The sequence below is a fragment of the Paenibacillus lacisediminis genome (assembly GCF_046567315.2).
Genome location: NZ_JBKIAX020000029.1, coordinates 33,376 through 53,732, shown reverse-complemented (window position 1 = coordinate 53,732; position 20,357 = coordinate 33,376). Strand labels below are relative to the sequence as shown.

Annotated in this window: 20 protein-coding genes; all 20 read right to left on the bottom strand. The window is 42.4% G+C overall.

Annotated elements, in window-relative coordinates:
• Nucleotides 1–24: 24 nt before the first annotated feature.
• The 20 genes from ACLD72_RS31280 to fcl all read right to left on the bottom strand — a co-directional run bounded on the left by ACLD72_RS31280 (nt 25) and on the right by fcl (nt 20,352).
• Complete coding sequence (locus tag ACLD72_RS31280; RefSeq protein WP_411003046.1) at nt 25–972, bottom strand: dTDP-glucose 4,6-dehydratase; 948 nt, start codon at nt 970–972, stop codon at nt 25–27.
• Between the two features lie 29 nt (nt 973–1,001).
• Nucleotides 1,002–1,799 (bottom strand): formyltransferase family protein, encoded by a 798-nt coding sequence (locus ACLD72_RS31275; protein WP_411003047.1) that lies wholly within the window; start codon nt 1,797–1,799, stop codon nt 1,002–1,004.
• Nucleotides 1,796–3,139 carry a DUF4910 domain-containing protein gene (locus ACLD72_RS31270; RefSeq protein WP_411003048.1) on the bottom strand — a complete coding sequence of 448 codons (1,344 nt, stop codon included), beginning with the start codon at nt 3,137–3,139 and terminating at the stop codon, nt 1,796–1,798. The genes ACLD72_RS31275 and ACLD72_RS31270 overlap by 4 nt, the downstream gene beginning before the upstream one ends.
• A gap of 57 nt (nt 3,140–3,196) precedes the next feature.
• Nucleotides 3,197–4,243, bottom strand: coding sequence for a pseudaminic acid synthase (gene pseI, locus ACLD72_RS31265; RefSeq protein ID WP_411003049.1), 1,047 nt, complete (start codon nt 4,241–4,243; stop codon nt 3,197–3,199).
• A 15-nt stretch (nt 4,244–4,258) separates the two neighbouring features.
• Nucleotides 4,259–5,176, bottom strand: coding sequence for a methyltransferase domain-containing protein (locus ACLD72_RS31260; RefSeq protein ID WP_458476504.1), 918 nt, complete (start codon nt 5,174–5,176; stop codon nt 4,259–4,261).
• A gap of 42 nt (nt 5,177–5,218) precedes the next feature.
• Nucleotides 5,219–6,292, bottom strand: coding sequence for a UDP-2,4-diacetamido-2,4,6-trideoxy-beta-L-altropyranose hydrolase (pseG, locus tag ACLD72_RS31255; RefSeq protein ID WP_411003051.1), 1,074 nt, complete (start codon nt 6,290–6,292; stop codon nt 5,219–5,221).
• A gap of 47 nt (nt 6,293–6,339) precedes the next feature.
• Complete coding sequence (locus tag ACLD72_RS31250; protein WP_411003052.1) at nt 6,340–7,062, bottom strand: cytidylyltransferase domain-containing protein; 723 nt, start codon at nt 7,060–7,062, stop codon at nt 6,340–6,342.
• A 38-nt stretch (nt 7,063–7,100) separates the two neighbouring features.
• Nucleotides 7,101–8,306 (bottom strand): acyl-CoA reductase, encoded by a 1,206-nt coding sequence (locus ACLD72_RS31245; protein WP_458476503.1) that lies wholly within the window; start codon nt 8,304–8,306, stop codon nt 7,101–7,103.
• Nucleotides 8,303–9,373 (bottom strand): LuxE/PaaK family acyltransferase, encoded by a 1,071-nt coding sequence (locus ACLD72_RS31240; protein WP_458476502.1) that lies wholly within the window; start codon nt 9,371–9,373, stop codon nt 8,303–8,305. Before ACLD72_RS31240 ends, ACLD72_RS31245 begins: the two co-directional genes overlap by 4 nt.
• A 6-nt stretch (nt 9,374–9,379) precedes the next feature.
• Nucleotides 9,380–10,729: an AMP-binding protein gene (locus ACLD72_RS31235; RefSeq protein ID WP_411003055.1), complete on the bottom strand. Its 1,350-nt coding sequence runs from the start codon at nt 10,727–10,729 to the stop codon at nt 9,380–9,382.
• A 62-nt stretch (nt 10,730–10,791) separates the two neighbouring features.
• Nucleotides 10,792–11,031 (bottom strand): acyl carrier protein, encoded by a 240-nt coding sequence (locus ACLD72_RS31230; RefSeq protein WP_411003056.1) that lies wholly within the window; start codon nt 11,029–11,031, stop codon nt 10,792–10,794.
• A 69-nt stretch (nt 11,032–11,100) separates the two neighbouring features.
• Complete coding sequence (gene pseH, locus ACLD72_RS31225) at nt 11,101–11,640, bottom strand: UDP-4-amino-4,6-dideoxy-N-acetyl-beta-L-altrosamine N-acetyltransferase (RefSeq protein WP_411003057.1); 540 nt, start codon at nt 11,638–11,640, stop codon at nt 11,101–11,103.
• Nucleotides 11,641–11,670: 30 nt separating this feature from the next.
• Nucleotides 11,671–12,411: an SDR family NAD(P)-dependent oxidoreductase gene (locus ACLD72_RS31220; RefSeq protein WP_411003058.1), complete on the bottom strand. Its 741-nt coding sequence runs from the start codon at nt 12,409–12,411 to the stop codon at nt 11,671–11,673.
• 27 nt (nt 12,412–12,438) lie between these two features.
• Nucleotides 12,439–13,605: a glycosyltransferase gene (locus ACLD72_RS31215; RefSeq protein ID WP_411003059.1), complete on the bottom strand. Its 1,167-nt coding sequence runs from the start codon at nt 13,603–13,605 to the stop codon at nt 12,439–12,441.
• A gap of 11 nt (nt 13,606–13,616) precedes the next feature.
• A complete protein-coding gene (gene glf, locus ACLD72_RS31210) occupies nt 13,617–14,759 on the bottom strand; it encodes a UDP-galactopyranose mutase (RefSeq protein WP_411003060.1) in 1,143 nt (380 codons plus the stop codon).
• Nucleotides 14,744–15,868, bottom strand: a complete 1,125-nt coding sequence (locus tag ACLD72_RS31205; RefSeq protein WP_411003061.1) for a glycosyltransferase — start codon at nt 15,866–15,868, stop codon at nt 14,744–14,746. Before ACLD72_RS31205 ends, glf begins: the two co-directional genes overlap by 16 nt.
• A 15-nt stretch (nt 15,869–15,883) precedes the next feature.
• Nucleotides 15,884–16,930, bottom strand: a complete 1,047-nt coding sequence (locus ACLD72_RS31200; protein ID WP_411003062.1) for a glycosyltransferase family 2 protein — start codon at nt 16,928–16,930, stop codon at nt 15,884–15,886.
• A 2-nt stretch (nt 16,931–16,932) separates the two neighbouring features.
• Entirely contained in the window at nt 16,933–18,297 is a 1,365-nt protein-coding gene (locus tag ACLD72_RS31195; protein ID WP_411003063.1) for a sugar phosphate nucleotidyltransferase, read from the bottom strand.
• 11 nt (nt 18,298–18,308) lie between these two features.
• Nucleotides 18,309–19,409, bottom strand: a complete 1,101-nt coding sequence (locus tag ACLD72_RS31190; RefSeq protein WP_411003064.1) for a glycosyltransferase family 2 protein — start codon at nt 19,407–19,409, stop codon at nt 18,309–18,311.
• Nucleotides 19,396–20,352, bottom strand: coding sequence for a GDP-L-fucose synthase (gene fcl, locus ACLD72_RS31185; RefSeq protein WP_411003065.1), 957 nt, complete (start codon nt 20,350–20,352; stop codon nt 19,396–19,398). The genes ACLD72_RS31190 and fcl overlap by 14 nt, the downstream gene beginning before the upstream one ends.
• Nucleotides 20,353–20,357: the final 5 nt, after the last annotated feature.

Below are 20,357 nucleotides of genomic sequence, written 5' to 3'. Positions count from 1 at the left end.
TTAAAATGCAAATTTCACCGGTTGCTAATCCAACCCTCCGGATCGAATCCACTCGCGCGTCCGGGCAATTCCTTCCTCCAGGGTTACCCGCGGCTCCCAACCGAGCAATTGTTTAGCCTTTCGCGAATTGCATAGCAGCTTCTGAATTTCACTCTGCGGGTGAATATGCTCCACATGCCTGATCTGCGTGCGATCCCCCGCGATAAGCAACGCCAAATCGTTGATCGCAATGTCCCGTCCCAATCCGGCATTCACAAGCTCACCATTAACGGCATCGGAAAAACCAACTGAAACGACAAAGTTTGCACAATCCTCCACATAAAGAAGATCGCGCGTCTGTGTGCCTTCTCCGTAAATGCGAAGCTCTTTTCCATCCAATTCATTTTTGATGAAAATAGCAACCACGCCACCCTCACCGCCGGTCTTCTGAAACGGACCGTAGGTGTTGAATGGGCGAATGACCACGGTTGGCAATCCGTAAGCATAATAATAGGAGAGAACCATATTTTCCGCGGCAACCTTAGCCCCGGCGTAAGGCGAGGCCGGTTTTGTCGGATGCAGCTCGGTAATGCCGGTGTCGTCATTACACCGATCATAGACCATACAGGTGCTCATAAATACGACCTTGGTATTATACTTGCGGCATTGCTCCAAAATATAAAACGTGCCGACCGTGTCATTATTAAACGTTGTTCGCGGGTCGTCGATCGAATCTTGGACGTTGATGGAAGCCCCGAGATGGTAACAAATATCGAACTTATGCTGGCCGAATAAATCGGTGAGCAACGGCTCGTCCAAAATCGTTCCTTTGATGAACTGTTTAAATCCTTGGTGGCCGTGAAACTCGCAGATATTTTCTTCCCGCCCATTGGACAGATCGTCCAAAATCCAAAGATTATGGCCCTCATCCAAAAGGCGTTTGGCAACCCAACGCCCGATAAATCCGGCGCCGCCGGTGAGTAAGATGTTCATAGGTTAGAAACTCCTTAAAATATAATTCTTCAAAAAGCACGTACCAGTGGAGGAGGCGTATTTCCAAGCTTCCCGTCCAAATAGATATCTACTATATTGTTATCATATAACTCGTAAATTACACGAAGATGATAGGGCTCCCAATCCGCCGAAGTAAACAACTTACCGCTGCTCTTTTGCGGTACTTCTACGATGCTTTCACCTAAAGATATCTTCCTTAGAATTTCTATCAGGTCAATCGCGGTTTGCTTTACGGCGTTGCAGGCCACATCATGTATCCCATCGCCGTAATTTAATTGAGGCACAGAATGATGAATAATTCCCCCACCGTCCAATTTCGAAGTTAAACGGTGTATGGTCATTCCCGCCCAGTTGGGCTTCATAAAATAAAATGGCCAGAATAAAGTAGTATTCCCACGATACCATGGAGACAAGCCGCCATGGATATTCCATGAATACTGTGGAAATAATCTCAGCACCTCGACATTCAGTTTATGAACCCCATAGCTGATTACAACATCGGGATCATATTTAGTAACCCAATCTATCACGGATGGCCCGTTTAATTCGGATGTATTAACGTACAGAGCCGGTACAGTCCAGTTTGATAAGTCAATCTCGCCGAAGGCTTGGTGCTCCGTCCGTTCCCTGTCTTCAAAGTGCCTTAAAAATAACTTCTTATCTCTCTCTTCTATGTTAGCTGGCGGCAAGGGAAGGAATTCTTCACGTTGCTCAATAATAAGAGAAGTTAAATACCCGGCATTATACAAAGTCTGTGCAAAATATAGGTGACGGGGATGTGAACCGGTTAATAACAACAGTTTCAATATAGTTCTCCCTTCTCATCAAATGGTCCTGAGATGATTTTTTTCTCCAATAATAAGTTTATGATAGGTACAAGTTCTAAAATGCTGCAATGGCATTTTTCAGCGATTTCTCTTAATGGATGCTCTCCATCAGAATAGTTGAGAATCATTAAGATCCGCGATAACTGTACTCTGTTGTCATTTAATTGATTAGTCGAAAGCCCCATACCCGTTCCGGCAGCATTTAAATCAGGGTATAGCCCGTGTTTGTCCAGTTTGACTTCGCCAAATGGGGAATTATTGATATAATAGCCATCCCACTCCAGAGCCTCAATTAGCAGTTCTAATTCATTAAGACTTTTGTGTAATGCCTCAATCGTCATCGTTTCTTTAGTATCCAGAGAATTGTGATAACCGGGATAAGTCCCATAGACGCTTCTGGCCATTTGCCCAACTGGAAAGTTAAACCCTGGGGAGCAGTACTGTCTCTCATCCGATCCATGAGTCGGAGTAAACGGTCTAGTATCTCCTTCCAGCACATGAAATTGATTTAAATGTTTCCACATTAAATCAATTGGGGCATCTCCTCTTCTCGATATTTTATAGCTTAATGATGAAGTGCCGCCCAAACAGGTGAGTACGACACCGCTGTAAATCTTGGACCTCATTTCTTCACCAAAACGATGCAAGTAGCTTATACTGCCAATCGTTTCGGGAAGAAAAACAAACCGATAAGTAAATCTTCTGGAACGGTTAGACAGTCGTTTATATAGGAAAGCTGACACAATAGGCCCGCTTAGCTCGTTATTCGCTAAAGAAGGATGGCAAACATATGCGCTAATAAGTACTTCCTTTTTACTCTTTCCGGGCAATATAGCATGAGAATAGTTTAATTCTCCATCTATCAATTCACTGTCGATATAAGCATGGTACTTCCCCGGTTTGAGGTCTGCTCTTACTTTATGCGGGAGGCAAAATCCCCAACGTTCTTTATAATAAGAAGTTACATAAGGAATAGCCTCGGGCAGTGTCGGAATGGAAAAAAGGTGTTCCTGCAATTCTTCCAATTCCATTTCCTTATTGACTGCTGCACTATAGTTCAAGACATGAAGATTATGATCCTTAAAATCAACAATCGTATTTCCGTCCGGTCCTTTCAACACAGCTTCGTTAATAACCCATTCCTTAGGGACCGTCCAGTCATAAACTTCAGTTCCTGACTTCACTCCAAAGTGCTCAAGTGGAATATACTCTGACAAAATATTCAAAGTTTCACGCAAACCCGCCCCGGTTATACTTCGGCATATCGGGAACAAGCGGTCAAATAACTCGTCCATTTCGGTAATCTCATTTTCACCCATATCCAATCAACTCCAGCCTAAACGTTTCTAACAGAAATCAATTAATATCGTAAGTTACTACAATAAATCCCACGTTACAGGAGTACCCTTCTTTATATCTTTTTTAACCGTTTTCCCTAAGAGATGATCTAAATATTTCGTCGGTAATCCTAGGCCTGGTCGAATAGCCTTTACATTGTTTTTTGTCAATACTTCTCCCTTTTTTACATCTTGGGAAATATAAAGAGAACGGCGATGTTTTAATGATGGAACCTCTCGATCCGTTGCTCCGTAAGTGATCGTCCCCAGAGCCTGCCAGGCCCGCTCGGACTCAACCACCAATGCTTGCAACTCATCAGGCTCAAGTGAAAAAGCGGAATCAACCCCTCCTTCAGCTCTGCTGAGGGTGAAGTGCTTCTCGATCACTGTGGCTCCAAGAGCAACGCTTGCCACTGACACGCCGACGCCCATGGTATGGTCGGAAATACCAACTTGACAATTAAACAGTTGCTCCATATGGGGGATGGTAAATATGTTTGTATTATTCGGCGAGGCAGGGTAAGTGCTTGTGCATTTCAACAACACGATATGCTTTGCGCCAGCCTTCCTTGCTTCCCGAACAGTTTCATCCAACTCTGCTATAGAAGCCATTCCCGTCGATATAATAAGAGGTTTTCCCGTAGCCGCAACCTTCCGAATAAGTTGAATATCCGTATTCTCAAATGAAGCTATTTTATAGGCCGGAACATGTAAACTCTCCAGAAAATCTACCGCTGTCTCATCGAATGGGGTACTGAAAGCAAGTAAACCTAATTCGGCGCATTTTTTAAATATAGGTTCGTGCCATTCCCATGGGGTATAAGCTTCTTGATACAAGTTATAAAGTGACGAACCACTCCATAAGTTATTGGGATCTTCGATAAAGAAATCCCCTTCATGAAGATCCAGGGTCATCGTATCCGCCGTGTAAGTTTGCAGCTTCAAAGCATCAGCCCCGGCTTTGGCAGCAGCTTCCACAATGGCCAGCGCCCGGTCCAGCGATTGATTATGATTACCGGACATTTCTGCGATAATAAATGGCTTTTGATCTTTACCAATCCACCGGTTACCAATTTGAAATTTCATGAATCCCACCCTGTCCTATTGAAAGTCATTAAAATGAGTAGCGACGATGGCATTTTGCGGCAAAAGGCACGGGATTTGCTCAAGGATGGGGTACGCAAGCATCCCTTCAGTTGAGTAATAAGCCGCACTCTTGAGTGCTAACGTTGTTTTTGTAATTGGACAACACAGTATGTCTGTGTCGTTCCCCTCTTCGGTTTCACCGTGACTATCATCCTTCTGAATGATCATTAATCCCACCGGGTTTAACGGATTGAGATTCACCTCAAACAAGCGATATTCAATAACCTTGTACCCGAGTTCCTTAGCAGTACCATACAAATTTGTGACATATCCATGCGATAACATTCGCTGTCTCGCTGTTTCATCGGCCAGTTCAAATGCAGGCTCAATCAACAGTACATATTTTTTAGCAATTCGATACAATTCAGTCAAGGCTTCCCGTTCTCGGCCGCCATTTGGTTCAACGGCATGTATTGTGTAAACAAGATCCATTGAATTCTCTTTGACTGGCATGCAAAACATATCCCCGGTAAAAAGCTTTACATCATTAATATTCAAACTTCTCAGGAATTTTTCCCCATATTTAATTCTGGACCAGGATAGATCAAAAGCATAAATGTCCTTGGGCCTTTGCTTTAGCCGGGTTATCAAGTTACCTAACATAACGGCTTCCCCAACCCCTGCCTCCAACATAGAATCTATCGATCCCAGGCCGTTTATTACTTCAGCAAGTTTAGCGGCAAAATCATCTCTTGGTTTGCGGTTATTATAATAACTTTGTATGTAGCTGCCCGCCTGAAAATCATAACTAATCAAAATATCAGAGGTAGAGTTAGCCTCTTCTCCTGCACTTTTCTTTAGATGTTGGATAATGTTTTTTTGCTGGTCATACAACTTTTTAATATTCTTTAGCTGTTTCAGCTTCTCCTCCATCATTGCCTCCCAATTGTCCCCATGTTTTTGCTAAAACGTAAATTATAGTGTTTCGAAAAAAAGCTCTTTAATAACTTGACTGCCACTAGTCTCGGCATGGCTGTTCATCAACTCCAGAGAGCGATTGCTCATAGCCCTCATCTCCTCGGGAGCAGCTATAGCTCTCTTTAAAATATCGGCATATTTATGTGAATTCATTTGTCTATACGCTCCGGAATTCCAAATAACCCCCATTTGATCGGCTAAACACGCAGCCTCCAATTGATTATCAGCCACTACAGTGACGGATGAAGGCAGACCGAGGTAACATCGTTCCCACATAGCGACACCTCCGGCCCCTAGTGCAAAGTCAGCAGCGGCAATCAATTCGGCCATATACTCAATTTGTATGTGTAAAGTGAGACGATCAATCGTTTCACATTTTCGCTTAATTTCTTCTTTAAATCGGTGAGAATGACCAATCACGACATCAACCGTTAAATCGTACAGCGAAAGTTCTTTCAACGCATCAATCGCTTTTGTCGTTTCATTGGTAGGGTCACTTCCCCCGAAGAACATTAGCAGTCTGTGTATTTGCCCAGTCCTTTTCCTTAACTTCCGACGTTCTGTATAAAATGACGGCCGAAGCAGCAGATAGGATGGTCCAAGCAGTAATTTGCACTTATCCGGGACAAGATCACGATATCTTCCCCCCGGGTTTCTGGCTAAGTTCTGATCCAGTAGAACATCCGCATGATGCTTCCGATTGGCTAAATCATCAATAACCAGCAGTTTTTCGATGTAGGGGCAGATTCTCGATTCCCACTGCTCATCTATTCCGTAATGATCAACAATCATCCATTTAGGCTTTACTTCTAAATTTAAAGCGATATCGGCAGTAAACTGAACATCAAACTCCATACTCTCTAAAGATAAAGGATCTTGCGTTTCCATCACATAAACATTAAATCCTCGAGTTTTAATATACTCTGCCATATGACCTTTAAGCGCCCGGCAGATAAACCAAGATTGATGACCATGACGTTGCAATTCATCCGCCAGAGCTAAACAGCGCATCACATGTCCAGTTCCGATTTCCTCCGAAGCGTCTGCTCGGATAAGTACGATATCTTCCAACTATACCACCGGCTTTTATTTGATATAAGCATTTTAGCTGTGATTGATCATAGGACTGGCTTCTGCTCCACATGAGCATTGAGGCTAGCAAGTTCAGGACGCTCCAGCAAGTATTGAATGACCTCTGCGCTAGAGATGTAAGGATCATTGAAATGTCTTGCTACCGCAGAGATTAATGCGTAATCTTCCTCCGTATCCAGCGTGATGCGAAGCTGAGGATGCAGTCGGTTCACAGGAGGGTGATACACCGCTCTGGTAAATTGCTCTCTATATTCGTAAGCATAATAGGTCACATGCTCCCTGTGACGAGGCTCTTGTCCTTGCTTATCTATAACCTGCAATGCAGAGTAGGAGATCGCCTCGACAGCAAGCCCCCTAGGCAAAGCAGCCCCCAGATCGACGATATCGACTTGCTCCTGCTGGATTAGCCGAATCATGGCCTCCGCCATCTCCACATCGACAAAGGGGCAGTCGGCTGTGACTCGTACAACATAAGTGGGCTGGTAGAGCTGAGCCGCTTCCATGTAACGGCTTAATACATCTTCCTCCGAGCCGCGACAGCAGACGATCTGATGCTTGCTGCACCACTGCTCCACCGCATCATCCTGGGGTAACCTTGAAGTAGCCACAATCACCTCATCGACCCCGCGAATACTTTTGCAGCGGGATGTTACATAGAACAGATTATCGTGATCGCCTAACGGCATTAAGATTTTTCCCGGCAATCGCGTCGAACCCATCCTTGCTTGAATAACCACGATTGTTTTCATTAGCTGCGCACTTCCTTTTTCTGCATCGTTTCAACCCATTATATAATAACAATTTCTCGCGTAAATGAGTGTAAAAAGCTTTGTCCATCCCATACCTCATGAAAGTCCAGCGCCTTGCCGATCGGGACGATACGATCAATGCCTCGAGCATGAATGCGGGCGGCCAGCTCCAGTAATTCCTCCCTGTCATAACCGAAATAGGATAACGTCTGATCCTTGTCATTCAACATGGGGACCAGATCGGACAGTTCGTTCACAGCCGTCTCCAGGAAAAAGCCACCGCCGCAATGACGCTCTCTTACTTCCGCCGTTACCTGATTGAGCATAACTCTCGCAAAAGCAGGGCGGTTCTTCATCTGGATCGCCTCTTGCTCTGCAGACAGCCATAAGCCTGTCGTCAGCTTCTGCACCTGCAGCGCCGGAAGCAGTTCCGCAGCCTTAGCAGTATGCACTTGCTCAAGCATCTGCCAAAATCTGTCCTGCGCTCGCTCAACCTGCTCATGTTCTCCGTGCCATACGATCAGCCTAGGGGAAGAGCAGGCCAACTGATCAAACCAATAGGCATCGTTATAAAACTGATGAACGAGTTGCACGAATGCAGCGTGTTCCAGTTCAATAATGGCTTGGGCTTTGATTAGGGACAGCGAGAAACGATCAGGAAACACCAGTTCACTAGCCACCGGTAAAAGTGGAATGCGACGCACAGCCTTTACCGTTTCATCGCCTCCCCATACCACACGAACATGACAAATTCCGCTAAGCTCGGCTGTCGTTTGCTCGTTATGCTCATACGTTAGAATAACGTTCCGCTCAGCAAGCATTTGGTAAGCCGGCTGTGTCAGCTCTTCAAGGATCGCTTGCAGCAAAGCATGCTGCTGCGGCTGTTCCTTGCTGGACAAGCGAATAATGTTGCGATTGCCTGCTAATAGAGACAGCATCCAGGAATAAATGAAGATGGTATCCACATTAGACGGCGCAATATGGAACACGGTCCCTCGCGCTTTCATGATTCGCCCGTCTGTATCCTGCTCCCATTGCTGCTCAATGGCTTTCATATTCGCTTTACGCATCCAAAATCCTAGAGCCACGATTTCTGGGTACTGGCGCATTTTGACAAAACGTTGAGACAAAGCTTGCACAAAATCCAATACTATCTGGTGGAATGGAGTCAGGGGCGGCTTGCCTGACAATTGCTGCAGGGTCTGCTCTCCTTGTTCATGCGGAAAGAAAAATCTCTTCGTCATGCCTCACGCCCCCCTTGTCCGAATGCATAGGTATCACTGCAGCCTCTAAGCTCAGCCTTAGGGATTCTGCCCGCCACACTGAAGTATTTTCCTCTCCAGCCGCATAGGCAATCATCTTCGCCGTGAATGACTCCAAGGTCCTCCGTTAGCAAGCTGTGACCCGGATAGCTCTTGGGCAGCAGACTCAGCACCTGAATCAGACCTTGCTGTCCATACGGCAGAGGAGCAAAGCTGATCGGGTCCCGTACGATGACGTCCGCATAATTAGGAGTATGCAAGTGACCGTGCTCGCACTCTGCAAAAATCGAGCCTACCTGTTCGACCATGCCGTAATAATTATGAATTTGGTGAATGCCCAGCACACGCCCCAATTCAGATTTGAACGTTGCGGCATCCACAGCTTCATCCTGAAGCTTCTTCCAGCCTCCGCCATGTATTAGCAAGCTGTCACCAAAGTCGATCGCGATCCCCTTCTGTTTTGCTTCCAAATACACATGCTTCCAAATCATATAAGTGAATCCGAACAGCAAAATTTTGCTGCCTTCATGCTTGCTTACAAACTGGGCAAGACCATCCCAGTCCACGGACATGTCATCATGCAGAGCATAAAAATGCTGCCTGCCGAAATTGGCAAACCCTAATATACCCGCTCCACGGGCACTAAAGGAGCGCCGATCCTTCAGTACGGATTTCGTATCCAATATAATCATCGGCAGGCGTTGTGTCCCAAGGAGCGGCTTCATGACCTCCACCAATGCCTTGGATTGCTGCGCAGCTGTCTCTTTGTCCAGATAAATTTTGGATACCTGCTGACCTGTAGTTCCACTTGAGGTTAACACCTTCACGATGTTCGCCTGTGGGACAGAGACCAGGTCCATCAGCTTAAATAGCTGTACTGGCAAATAAGGGACTGATTCAAGAAGATGATTTTGCGGCTGGGAACCCGATTTTTCAAGCATTGCACGGTATGCCGCGTTGTTCTCTGTATGATGCAAAGTAAGCTCATTTAATCCAGTCAATAGCTGCTGCTGCTTCGCTTCTTTACACAAGTCATAGGGATAGCTCATCATTATTCACCCTTTTAATGCCTGATAATCAATCTTGCCATTGGCCAATCTCGGAATTTCGTCGACCACGATCACTCTGTAGGCTGTGGGATGCAGCTTATACAACTGATCAACATGTTGTTTGATCTCAGCGACATGCTGACTGGATTCCGTTGCAACAAGCAGCTTGTCATCGTTTCCGACACAAGCTATAGGCTGCTGAAGCAGTGCCTCCAGCTTTCTTTCTACTTCATCCAGGTTGATACGAAGACCAAACAGCTTGATGAACCGCTTCATTCTTCCCGTAATCGTAAAAAATCCTTCTTCATCCACGGTAGCTGTATCGCCTGTATGCAGCACCCCACCGCACTCATCACCTTTAGCCAAATCAGCCAGCGTCTCCGCGTAGCCCAACATGACATTGCTACCGTAGTAGATCAGCTCTCCTGTCTCTGACGCAAGCTCCAGCCTGCCACCGGGAATAGGGATGCCTATGGATCCTGTTTTATCCAATACTCTGTCACTAGGAATATAGGAAATACGCGGCGCAGCTTCGGTCTGTCCATACATGACGAAAAATCGCTTTCCCTGCTCCTTGGCGTACTCGCCCAAGAGACGCACCAACCGCTCTTCCAAACGACCGCCAGCCTGAGTTAAAGTTCGCAGATACGGCAGCTCCATCTTAAAGAAGCCTATTCGTTGCAGCATTTGATACGTAAATGGAACTCCAGGCAGGGAGGTCGCTTGCTGTTCCCGCACGAAGTTCCAAAACGTTTTGGCAACGACGCTTTCCCCGGTTAGCAGCACGGCGGCTCCAGCTTGAAAATGACTGTTCATTATCGATAATCCATACGAATAGGATAACGGCAGATTCAATATCCCCCGCTCGCCAGCATCGATCTCCAGGTACTGTGCGATGGCCTCAGCATTGGACTGTATATTCGCGTAGGACAAGCGTACAAATTTATGACTTCCCGTAGTGCCGGATGTACTAAGCAGCACGGCAAGCTCGGAATGAATGGCTGCTGCTCTGGAATGCTGCTCGCGTTCTAATACGTTGCCATGCTGAAGGTATCCATCAAAGGTCAGCTCGCTCGAGACAACGATCCATTTCGGCCGATAGGTCATAACAATATGATTTAACAGTTCTATATTGGTCGAAGCATTCAACAGCATTACAGCCTGCTTCGCTTGCAAGGCCGCCACATAAGCGGCCACGATTTCTATTTCGTTATCACAGAGCAATAGAATCAGCTCTTTGTCGTCAGATCGAAAGTCATACTGATCAGCCAAGGCTTGCAGCTCAGCATACGTAAGCTTGCTTTGCTCCGTAATTACGGCGTTTTGTTCCCCATATTGTTGTATATTGAAAAACATCGCGATCTCCTTTCAAGGCTGTAAAAGAATAGGGCATGGTCTTTAAACCACACCCTTGATTTCTAAAATTGAACGTCGTATTTAGCTAATATCTCCTTGGCCTTGGCAAAAGAACTCATATCCAGCACATCATCCGTATCCAGCATCGTATCAAACACATTGTCAATCTCGGCAATCAAGGTCATATGCGCAATCGAATCCCACTCAGGAATACCATTGTAGGATAATCCGTCAGTTACTCGATCTATATCGATTTGTAACGCTTCTGCAAAGATTTCACGCAGCTTTTGTTCATTATTCATCTCTTTACCCACCTAACTAAAGACGTATATAACATATATCGGTCTTTGCCTATGATCGTTTTAGATGTATTACAGCGTAAACTGTGCAGCAAACCTATGAAATTTCTGACAGTTCTCTTTCCAAGTCGAGGCCAGCAATTCAAAGTAATGTACATCATGATAATACCCGTATTTATAAATGTGCTCCTTAAAGGTAGCCACATGCTTAAACCCATGGTGAAGATGCATCTTCATCATACCATCATTGCCATCCATAACTTCGGCATAGAGCTTATTTAAGCCCAACTGAAAAAACGCAAAGTTATAAAAATAAGGATGGATGCGTCCTGCTATCATCGTGTAGCTCAGATCCCCGAGGTAGTACCCGAATGTAGCCTTCCGGTTATTCCTATCCAAGTTATTAATGGACATCAAACCGATCGCAGTCCCCTTATATTCAATGATCCAATAATACTGGGTGTCATCCTTTGAAATAGCCTTATACCATTTCATTTGATTATCCAGATTTTTGTCAATATCACTATACATATACCGGGTTACATGCTCGCTTGTCCGCCACTCCAATACCTGCTCCAAATCACCTTCATCCAGCTTTTTAAAGGTAATCACAGCATCACCACCATTTAGCCATTAATGTTGTTAAATCACCATGCCGCCATCCACACCAATGACTTGTCCCGTGATATAGGAGGACAGATCGGAGGCCAGGAACAGAATCGTGTTAGCGACTTCCACCGGCTTGCCAATACGGTTCATCTTGATCTCGCTTAAGCGTTGTTTATATTTTTCGTCGGACAGCTGCTTGGTCATATCGGTATCGATGAAGCCCGGGGCAACGGCATTAACTCGGATATTATGCACGCCAAGCTCTTTGGCTGCCGAATAGGTTGCCCCAATCACAGCTGCTTTGCTTGAGGCATACACTACTTGTCCTGCATTACCCGTTCTGCCGATAATAGAACTGACATTGATGATCGAGCCCTGCTTCTGTCTGGTCATCAAGCGAGAAGCATATTGCATATGATAGATCACTGCTTCGATGTTGATTGAAAAGGTAGACTCCATTTGCTGCTCATTCACCATGCCCAGCAGAGCATCATCCAGCACCCCGGCATTATTGACAAGCACATCTAGTGTTCCGAGGTCTTTTTTGATCCATTGAAAAGCATGCTTAATCTCTGCTGTATCACGCACATCATACGGCAAAATATAAACCTCTGCACTATATTCGCGTTGTAATTCAGCCTGCAGGTGCTCAAGTGCTTCCTTATTCTGACCATTTAGAACAAGCACCGCTCCGTGCTTGGCAAATTGAATCGCTGTTTCTCGCCCGATGCCTCGCGATGCTCCGGTAATAAAAGTGATTTTGTTTTTTAACATATGCCGTCCTTTCTATAATCATCCAAGTTAAAGCGAGGTATAACGTAATAAGTGAGTCCTTAGCTCCCTAAGGGTATATTGGAACTTCATTTGACCGGTTGTATCGTCCAGTACCTTGAGGTTATGTGTTGCATCCAAATATCCTGGCATGCCCTGTAAGCATTGCTGGAGTAACTCCCTTGATTCCTTGATATGCCCCTGCTTGGCTATTATTACTGCCATATTATTTAATGCCGCCATGTGTCCTGAGTCAAGATTTATCAGTTGTTTAAGCATCGTATATGCTAACTCCAGATTTTCTTGCATAATAGCATATATAGATTTCATAAAAAGTGATGATACTGGGTTTTCATCCTTTTCAATGCTAAGCAAAGTGTTGTAGCCTTGTTCATAATGTCCCAAGTAGAATTGTACTTTAGCTAGATCCATTTTGTTTTTGGACTCAGAATAACTTCTGCGGAGTATAGCTTCCTTAATTTCTTCGAACGGATAAAGCCTAATAATTACTCGTCCGGCCTCCAGTGACTTACTAAGATTCTCTGTAACGTTTGTTAGATGACGTCTATGCTTAACTAGAGGCTCATCAATATATAACATATTTCCTGCTTTGGCTAACCGTAAATAAAAATCAAAATCCTCACTGATTTTCAAATCAACTCTGAATCCGCCAATTTCCTTCATGATACCCCGATTAACGAGCAAACCAGTAGGAGTGATTATAAAATTTCGAACAATTAGTGTTCCAAACAAGTCCTGGTAAGATAATTGCTGACCTCTTATCTCACTACTAGGAACAATCTCGCTGTTACTGTCGATTTGCACATAAGCAGAGTGTATTGCGGAGATTGGCCTTCCGGCTTCCAGTGGGCCCTCCCCCAAACGACGGACTTGCTTTTCTACAAGCGTCAAATCTAATATATCATCAGCATCCACTAATAAAACCCAATCATTTTTGGCCTCTATCATTCCCCTATTTCGAGCAGCAGATCCCCCTTGATTATAAGATTGCCGGATAAGACGTACATTTTGATGAGTTCTCGAATACTCTTCAACCAATTGGGCTGAATGATCAGGGCCGCAATCATCAATAACCAATACTTCATCCACTGGGTAAGATTGATGAATGACGCTCTCCAATGTCTCTATGATATAATCTTCTGCTTTGTATAAAGGAATTACAACTGATATTCTCATACATTATCTCCTCAATTCCTCAGCTTGTCATATAATTTTAAAGCAACTGCAACGACAGCATCCATGTCATAATATTTATACTCTGCCAGCCTGCCAACAAGATGAACTCCAACTAACTGATCCGCAAGTTTCTTGTACTGCCGATATATCTGCTGATTCTCATCCTTTATAACTGGATAGTAGGCAGTGTTTTCTCCTCGAATATAAGCTTGAGGGTATTCTCTGGCCAACGTGGTTTTGCTGTGTTGTTGACCGGTCAAATGCTTGAATTCTGTCGTACGAGTGTAGTCGTAACTATTAGGAGAATTCAGTTGTCCAACTGATTGCTTATAGTTAATGTCGTAGGTCTCGAAATCAAAACGCAGTGAACGATAGGGAAGTTCGCCGTAAATAAAATCAAATAATTCATCAATCATGCCAGTATAAATTATCTGTCCCTTAAATGGTTGGCCCAAAAAGGAGTGTCCGTTTGCGGTAATTTCCATCACATCTTGATACTTTGTATTTAGCATTAAGTGAATATTAGGATGATTCAGCATATTTTTAAACATTTTCGTATATCCAAACTTGGGCAAAGCCTGGTATTTGTCTTGAAAATAGCGATCATCTTTTGAAATATATACAGGAACCCTACCCGTTACAGTGGGATCAAGCTCCTCGGGTGAAATTCCCCATTGCTTCAATGTGTACTGTAAGAACACCTTTTCATAAACATAATCAGCCAAAAATTTCAAGTCCTCATCATTTTTCTCTCGAAGCTTTAAGATAGGGACTTTCACATTATAACCGAGAGAATCAACCAGCTTACGCTGTATTCGATCCGCCAAGTCACCAGGAAAAACTTCTGCAATTGTATTTAAATTAAATGGTATAGGAACTTCTTTCCCATCAATTTTCGCAAGTACTCGATGTTCATAATAGTGCCATTCTGTAAACTGCGATAAATAATCCCAAACTTCCTTAGAACGTGTGTGGAATATGTGGGGGCCATATTCATGGATCAATACACCATGTTCATCAAAACGATCGTATGCATTACCCCCAATATGTTGACGTTGCTCAATGACAAGCACCTTTTGATTTGTTTGGGAAGCAAGGCGCTCCGCTACAACAAGACCGGCATAACCAGCACCAATGATTATTGTGTTGTACATTCCGTTCTCCCTTGGATATAAGGATTAATGAAATCAGTATCCTCAATCAAATCATCACTTTTTAGCTTGATTTTAATTGATTCATAAGCATGGATTGGCGAAACAATATATTTGATTCCTTTCACCAACACTGGCAACGATACTTTTAAACCCATTATTTCTTCGCCTTCACGATCACGATTCGCATCTATAAAACCATCAACTAAGATTCCTTTCTTAAGCAAGAAGTGAGCGATGCTTTGCCCTGCTTCTCCGGCCCCCCAAATTATCACTCTAGAAGCACTTGCACAGAAGGAAATTAGTTTGGCATAATCTAGATTCATATAAAAGTAGGTATTCTCCAAGTATACTTCTCTTGAAAAATGAAACGTAGGATACCCTTCCGATTTTGCCAAGCCATTGAAGAAAATATATACCTGTTCCAAATATTTAGAATGGCCTAATAAAGTTCCCCTGGCATGAGAGTCATTTTCTCCATGAATCCTATAATAGGTCAATGGCTCCAGTATTGTATGTATCTTTCCATAAAAAACACTCAGTAAAGACAATCTCATATCCGGCCAAATGTAATCTAAGCCATCCTCCTTCAAAGGTAATACCCTTTCCAAAAAAGATCGTCTGAAAGATAAACCGCTCGTTGGAACAAACAAATGAAAGAAATTTCGCGTTTCAAAAATATAATTTTTAATATCACCTACTTCTTTCAAAATAGGCCTAATAATATTCGTATGTCCGCCACAACTGTTAACTTCTAGCATTAAGTTTTGCACAGTAGTAACACTGGGATCAGCATCAAATACTTTGCCAATTCTATGAAGTTTATCAGCGACAAACATATCATCACTATCCAATAAACATATAATCTCTCCAGAAGACTGTAAAAATGCTTCATAGATTGCATTTGCTTGGTTTTCATTTGGAGTATGATTATAATTACTCTTTGATATAACTTTGATATTTTCCCCAAAACTATCCAATATTTCCAAGGAATTGTCGGTAGATCCATCATCGTACACAATGATTTCAGCATCTTTATGTGAGACCGACTCAATTGCTTGGGCAACATACTTTGCATAATTGTAGTTATTAATTAGAACAGAGAATTTCATTTTAGTTTGTCCCTCTCAAAGTTTTGGAGTCACTACCGAATTCAAATCGAATTCCATCTTTTCGAGCACATTTAAAACCTCTGTAATTTGAAAGCTGGCAACTATTAGCTTGGGCTTATGGAATTTTTCGGAGATACTTTTTAAAGGAAGGAGCGGCAGATTTAAATGAGATTCCTCATCATTGACGAAACTGTTGGTAAAAGCAACTATATTAAAATTTTCTTTAAGTAGACGAAGGATCTCAGTCCCAAGCGCACCATTTCCAAAAATGATATACTCATCTTCTTCACTAAGTGCAAAAGAGTCAACAAAGACCTTAGCAATTGTGTTAGCTTCAGACGTCTTTTCTATTTTCTCTTTTCCATCCCTTAATCTGATCTCATTCAAATGGTTAAGCGTATTTTCATTATAAGCAATGGAACTAAATTGAGAGTTGAACCAATTATTGGAGTTGTGAGACCTATAGCATCCTAAAGGCTGATCAATTGAGAAAATATCGCCTTTATTTAAATACATTATTTTCAGATATAAATCTGCACAAATCTTATAAGAATCTCTAGGGATAGGAAAAAAATCCTTTATATCATCTTTATAAAAAGATAAACCAGAGGTGGGGATAGTCCCCATGAACCCATACATTTCCAACAATCTTTTTTGCTTGCATACTTTATCTTCCAAATAAGTGAACTTTGATTGGTTGTTAATTAACAGGTTATGTTGTATTGCATTATAACTTTTGTGATATTCAGAAATTACGCTCAATTTTTCCGAGTACCAATAATCATCAGCATCTAAAAATGAAATAATACTTCCCGTAGTTAACTCAAACGCTGCATTAAAAGCTGAAGCTTGCCCGCCGTTCTCCTTTAATACTGCTTTAATTTTGTCAGGGTAATTCTCTTTATATTTTAAGATGATTTCTTTAGAGTTGTCTAATGATCCGTCATCGACGATAATTAATTCGAAATTTTGATAAGTTTGGGAAAGAACAGACTCAATGGCCTCAGGAAGATACGACGCATAATTATAATTAGAGATCATAACCGAAATCTTTTGACTCATATCTAACCTCTCATTTCTAAATTTGAAATAATATCTTCAACATCATTTGATACACAAACCATATCTTCATCTATCGTTTCTGTCCCAATCTGTACTTCGATTAGTTCCGTATCTTCTAGCGCTTGCAAAAAATGCTTTGTTTTAGCAGGGATTTCCATTACTTCTCCTGGTTCAACGTTTCTAATTTCTCCGTTGATCACTAATACAGCTTTCCCAGAGGTAATCGTCCACACTTCTTTACGCAAATTGTGATAGTGATAACTTAAATAGTGTCCTTTTTTTACACATAAGCGTTTTGTAAGCACTTCTTTATCCTGTGTTTTAGTATAATCCACTATGCGATACCATCCCCAACGTCTTTCTTCAAACATTGGTCTCGAAAATAGACCTTCATGCAGCATATCCTTCATTCTTGAGCTTGAGGGCTTGTCTGTAACCAATATTCCATCGGCACTTACGGCAATAACTGCATTCGATATCCCTAATACTTTCACAGGCAATTCCAGCTCATTTACAATATGTGTATTCTGGCAATCATCACTGAGACCACCATTCCCAATAACATACTGCGACATCTCTTCAGTCAAAGTATTCCAAGTGCCCATATCTTTCCAATAACCTTCATACGTAAGTGCAACTATGTTGTTTAAATGCTCCACCAACTCGTAATCTATGCTTTTTTTTGGTAGATGATTAAATTTCTCCACTAATTCGCTATACATAATAGGCATTTTCAATGACTCAAGTCGATCCAGCATCAATTGCAACTGAAACACAAAGACGCCACTGTTCCAATAAGCGCCGTTCTTGATTAATTGTTCGGCTTCCTTTTCATCGGGCTTCTCCTTGAAACGATCAACAACCATGTAGCCTTCCATTCTCTTTGGAACTAAATACCCATATTTCGAAGAAGGATAGGTAGGTTTTATCCCAATAAGACCAATCTCTGCATAAGTTGCTTGAACAATCTTCTCCAGCGATTTCAGCATTGCATAAAATTCAGTATCAACATACGTATCTACTGATACAACAGCAACTGCTTCATTCTTAGAGATACGAAGATGTGAGTATAAATAAGAGCAAGCCAAGGCAACAGCGGGAAAGGTATCTCTACGTTCTGGTTCATTAATTATCGAAATGTTCCCTAACTGGTTATTAATCATATCAACTTGCAGCTTATTGGAGGCAATAACAATGTCGTCTGCGGACACAACCTCTAGCAGCTGATGATAGACACGTTCCAGCATAGACTCCGGCTTATTGGTATCTTTATTGCGTAGGACCTTTAGAAATTGCTTTGCACGTGAATTATTTGACAGAGGCCAAAGACGAGTACCTGATCCGCCGGATAACAAAATAATTTTCATACTATTCTCCTCTAAATAAGATCCTGCCAGGTGTATATTCGTGCATTGGCAAATTGTTTACCAAGCTGTGCTTTCATGATATTAGCTGCTGACCATCTCTCAATAGAAATAATAATTGTAGCATCTGTATCAGCATTTAGCTGTGATGGCGATATAATTTGGATACTATGCATTTGCCTTCCGTGCATCCTTTGATCATTATCTAAGAAATAGCTCACTTCAATTCCATATTTGTCTAGATTGTAGTATAAGAACGTTGCCGTTAGTTTTGTTCCAAATATAATAACTTTTTTGTCGTTTCCGGCTGCTAACATAGATGCAGCCCCCATATTTCCTATTAGCAAACTTTCCAACCATAATTTATAGAATCTATTACTTTGACTTTCGTCCGCATTTTCCAAATAGTCTCCAGTGCGTCTAGGAATACTGTTAAAATGCTCTAAATGAATAATAGCATTTTCAGTATGAAGATTTTTATCATAATTAATATGAGTACTTACTCCACCAAGTCTGAACGTTGCAATTTCAAGCGGGATATATGCAATAAGTTGCTCATAAGTTTTAAAACATTTGATAGTAAAATCGACATCTGCCAATATTTTATATTTCAAATCGAATCCACCGAATTCTTCAAACAACTTTTTATGTGCGAATACAGATTGGTGCGGACACATTCTTCCGTTCTCCATATCTTCCACTGTAAGGAACTGTCCATCTATATACCAGTACCCTGATAAGTCATTCATTACTTTCACATTGCCGTGAAGCATGAGTACATCGGGATTCGACGCTAAATAATTCGCCACCTCAGACACAGCTTGATCTGTGGAAAAAAAATCATCGGCATTCATAAAGTTAATAAAATCCCCGGTTGCCAATCGCACCCCCTTGTTGAAAGCATCGTATATCCCATTGTCAGGCTCAGATACAATTATGCTAATACGATCCATATATTTATGAATAATATCCAAAGTATGATCTGTGGATGCGCCATCCACAATAATATACTCCAAATTAGAGTAGCTTTGGTTCAGTACGCTTTGAATGGTCTGCTCGATCGTGTCAGCTGCATTGTAACAGACTGTAACAACAGAAATCTTAGGTTCTTTCATCGTTGTTCACCACATGCTCAAGGTACCATTGATAGGTATCCCGAACTCCTTCCTCTAATTCAATAGTGTAGCGCCAACCTAATTGTTCCAGTCTTGTCACATCGGTTATTTTTCTCGGTGTGCCATCTGGTTTGGTTGAATCATAAACCAGTCTACCCTTGAAGCCAATAATACTACACAGTTGCTCTGCAAGTTCTCGAATAGAGATTTCTTTACCGGTGCCGATGTTTACGAAGGTGTCTATTTCCTCTGCTGAGTGATTTTCCATGAGATAGACGCAGGCATCTGCCAGATCATCTACATGCAGGAATTCTCGCAGAGGTGTGCCGCTGCCCCAAATGGTGACCGTTTCACTTCCGTTTGTTTTGGCCTCATGTATTTTCCGCATTAATGCTGGCAACACATGCGAATTCTGCAAATCAAAATTGTCATTGGGACCATATAAATTCGTAGGCATGACGCTCATAAAGTTCGTGCCGTATTGCCTGTTGTAGGCGTTACACATTTTTATGCCAGCAATCTTCGCTATAGCGTATGGCTCATTGGTTGGTTCCAATTCATCCGTAAGCAAGTATTCTTCCTTGAGCGGCTGAGGAGCCAATCTAGGATAAATACATGTGCTTCCTAAAAAAAGCAGCTTTTTAACACCATAGTTCTTAGCTGCTTCAATAATATTAGATTGCATCATCAAATTATCGTATATGAATTGTGCCGGATAATTGGAATTAGCTAAAATGCCGCCTACTTTAGCGGCTGCTAGATATACGTGCTCTGGCTGCTCTTCTTCGAAAAATTGCTTGACTGATGCTTGATCACGTAAGTCCAACTCTTGACTAGTTCTCCCCAGTATGTTGTTGTAACCTTTCTCCTGCAACTTTCGAACGATAGCAGAGCCTACCAGTCCACGATGGCCAGCTACATAAATTTTAGAATTCGCTTGCATTTCAA

Coding starts and splice junctions, on each gene's coding strand:
- ACLD72_RS31280 (WP_411003046.1), bottom strand. CDS start 972: ATGAACATCTTACTCACCGGCGGCGCCGGATTTATCGGGCGTTGGGTT.
- ACLD72_RS31270 (WP_411003048.1), bottom strand. CDS start 3,139: ATGGGTGAAAATGAGATTACCGAAATGGACGAGTTATTTGACCGCTTG.
- pseI (WP_411003049.1), bottom strand. CDS start 4,243: ATGAAATTTCAAATTGGTAACCGGTGGATTGGTAAAGATCAAAAGCCA.
- ACLD72_RS31260 (WP_458476504.1), bottom strand. CDS start 5,176: ATGGAGGAGAAGCTGAAACAGCTAAAGAATATTAAAAAGTTGTATGAC.
- ACLD72_RS31250 (WP_411003052.1), bottom strand. CDS start 7,062: ATGAAAACAATCGTGGTTATTCAAGCAAGGATGGGTTCGACGCGATTG.
- ACLD72_RS31245 (WP_458476503.1), bottom strand. CDS start 8,306: ATGACGAAGAGATTTTTCTTTCCGCATGAACAAGGAGAGCAGACCCTG.
- ACLD72_RS31240 (WP_458476502.1), bottom strand. CDS start 9,373: ATGAGCTATCCCTATGACTTGTGTAAAGAAGCGAAGCAGCAGCAGCTA.
- ACLD72_RS31235 (WP_411003055.1), bottom strand. CDS start 10,729: ATGTTTTTCAATATACAACAATATGGGGAACAAAACGCCGTAATTACG.
- ACLD72_RS31230 (WP_411003056.1), bottom strand. CDS start 11,031: ATGAATAATGAACAAAAGCTGCGTGAAATCTTTGCAGAAGCGTTACAA.
- ACLD72_RS31220 (WP_411003058.1), bottom strand. CDS start 12,411: ATGTTAAAAAACAAAATCACTTTTATTACCGGAGCATCGCGAGGCATC.
- ACLD72_RS31215 (WP_411003059.1), bottom strand. CDS start 13,605: ATGAGAATATCAGTTGTAATTCCTTTATACAAAGCAGAAGATTATATC.
- glf (WP_411003060.1), bottom strand. CDS start 14,759: ATGTACAACACAATAATCATTGGTGCTGGTTATGCCGGTCTTGTTGTA.
- ACLD72_RS31205 (WP_411003061.1), bottom strand. CDS start 15,868: ATGAAATTCTCTGTTCTAATTAATAACTACAATTATGCAAAGTATGTT.
- ACLD72_RS31200 (WP_411003062.1), bottom strand. CDS start 16,930: ATGAGTCAAAAGATTTCGGTTATGATCTCTAATTATAATTATGCGTCG.
- ACLD72_RS31195 (WP_411003063.1), bottom strand. CDS start 18,297: ATGAAAATTATTTTGTTATCCGGCGGATCAGGTACTCGTCTTTGGCCT.
- ACLD72_RS31190 (WP_411003064.1), bottom strand. CDS start 19,409: ATGAAAGAACCTAAGATTTCTGTTGTTACAGTCTGTTACAATGCAGCT.
- fcl (WP_411003065.1), bottom strand. CDS start 20,352: ATGCAAGCGAATTCTAAAATTTATGTAGCTGGCCATCGTGGACTGGTA.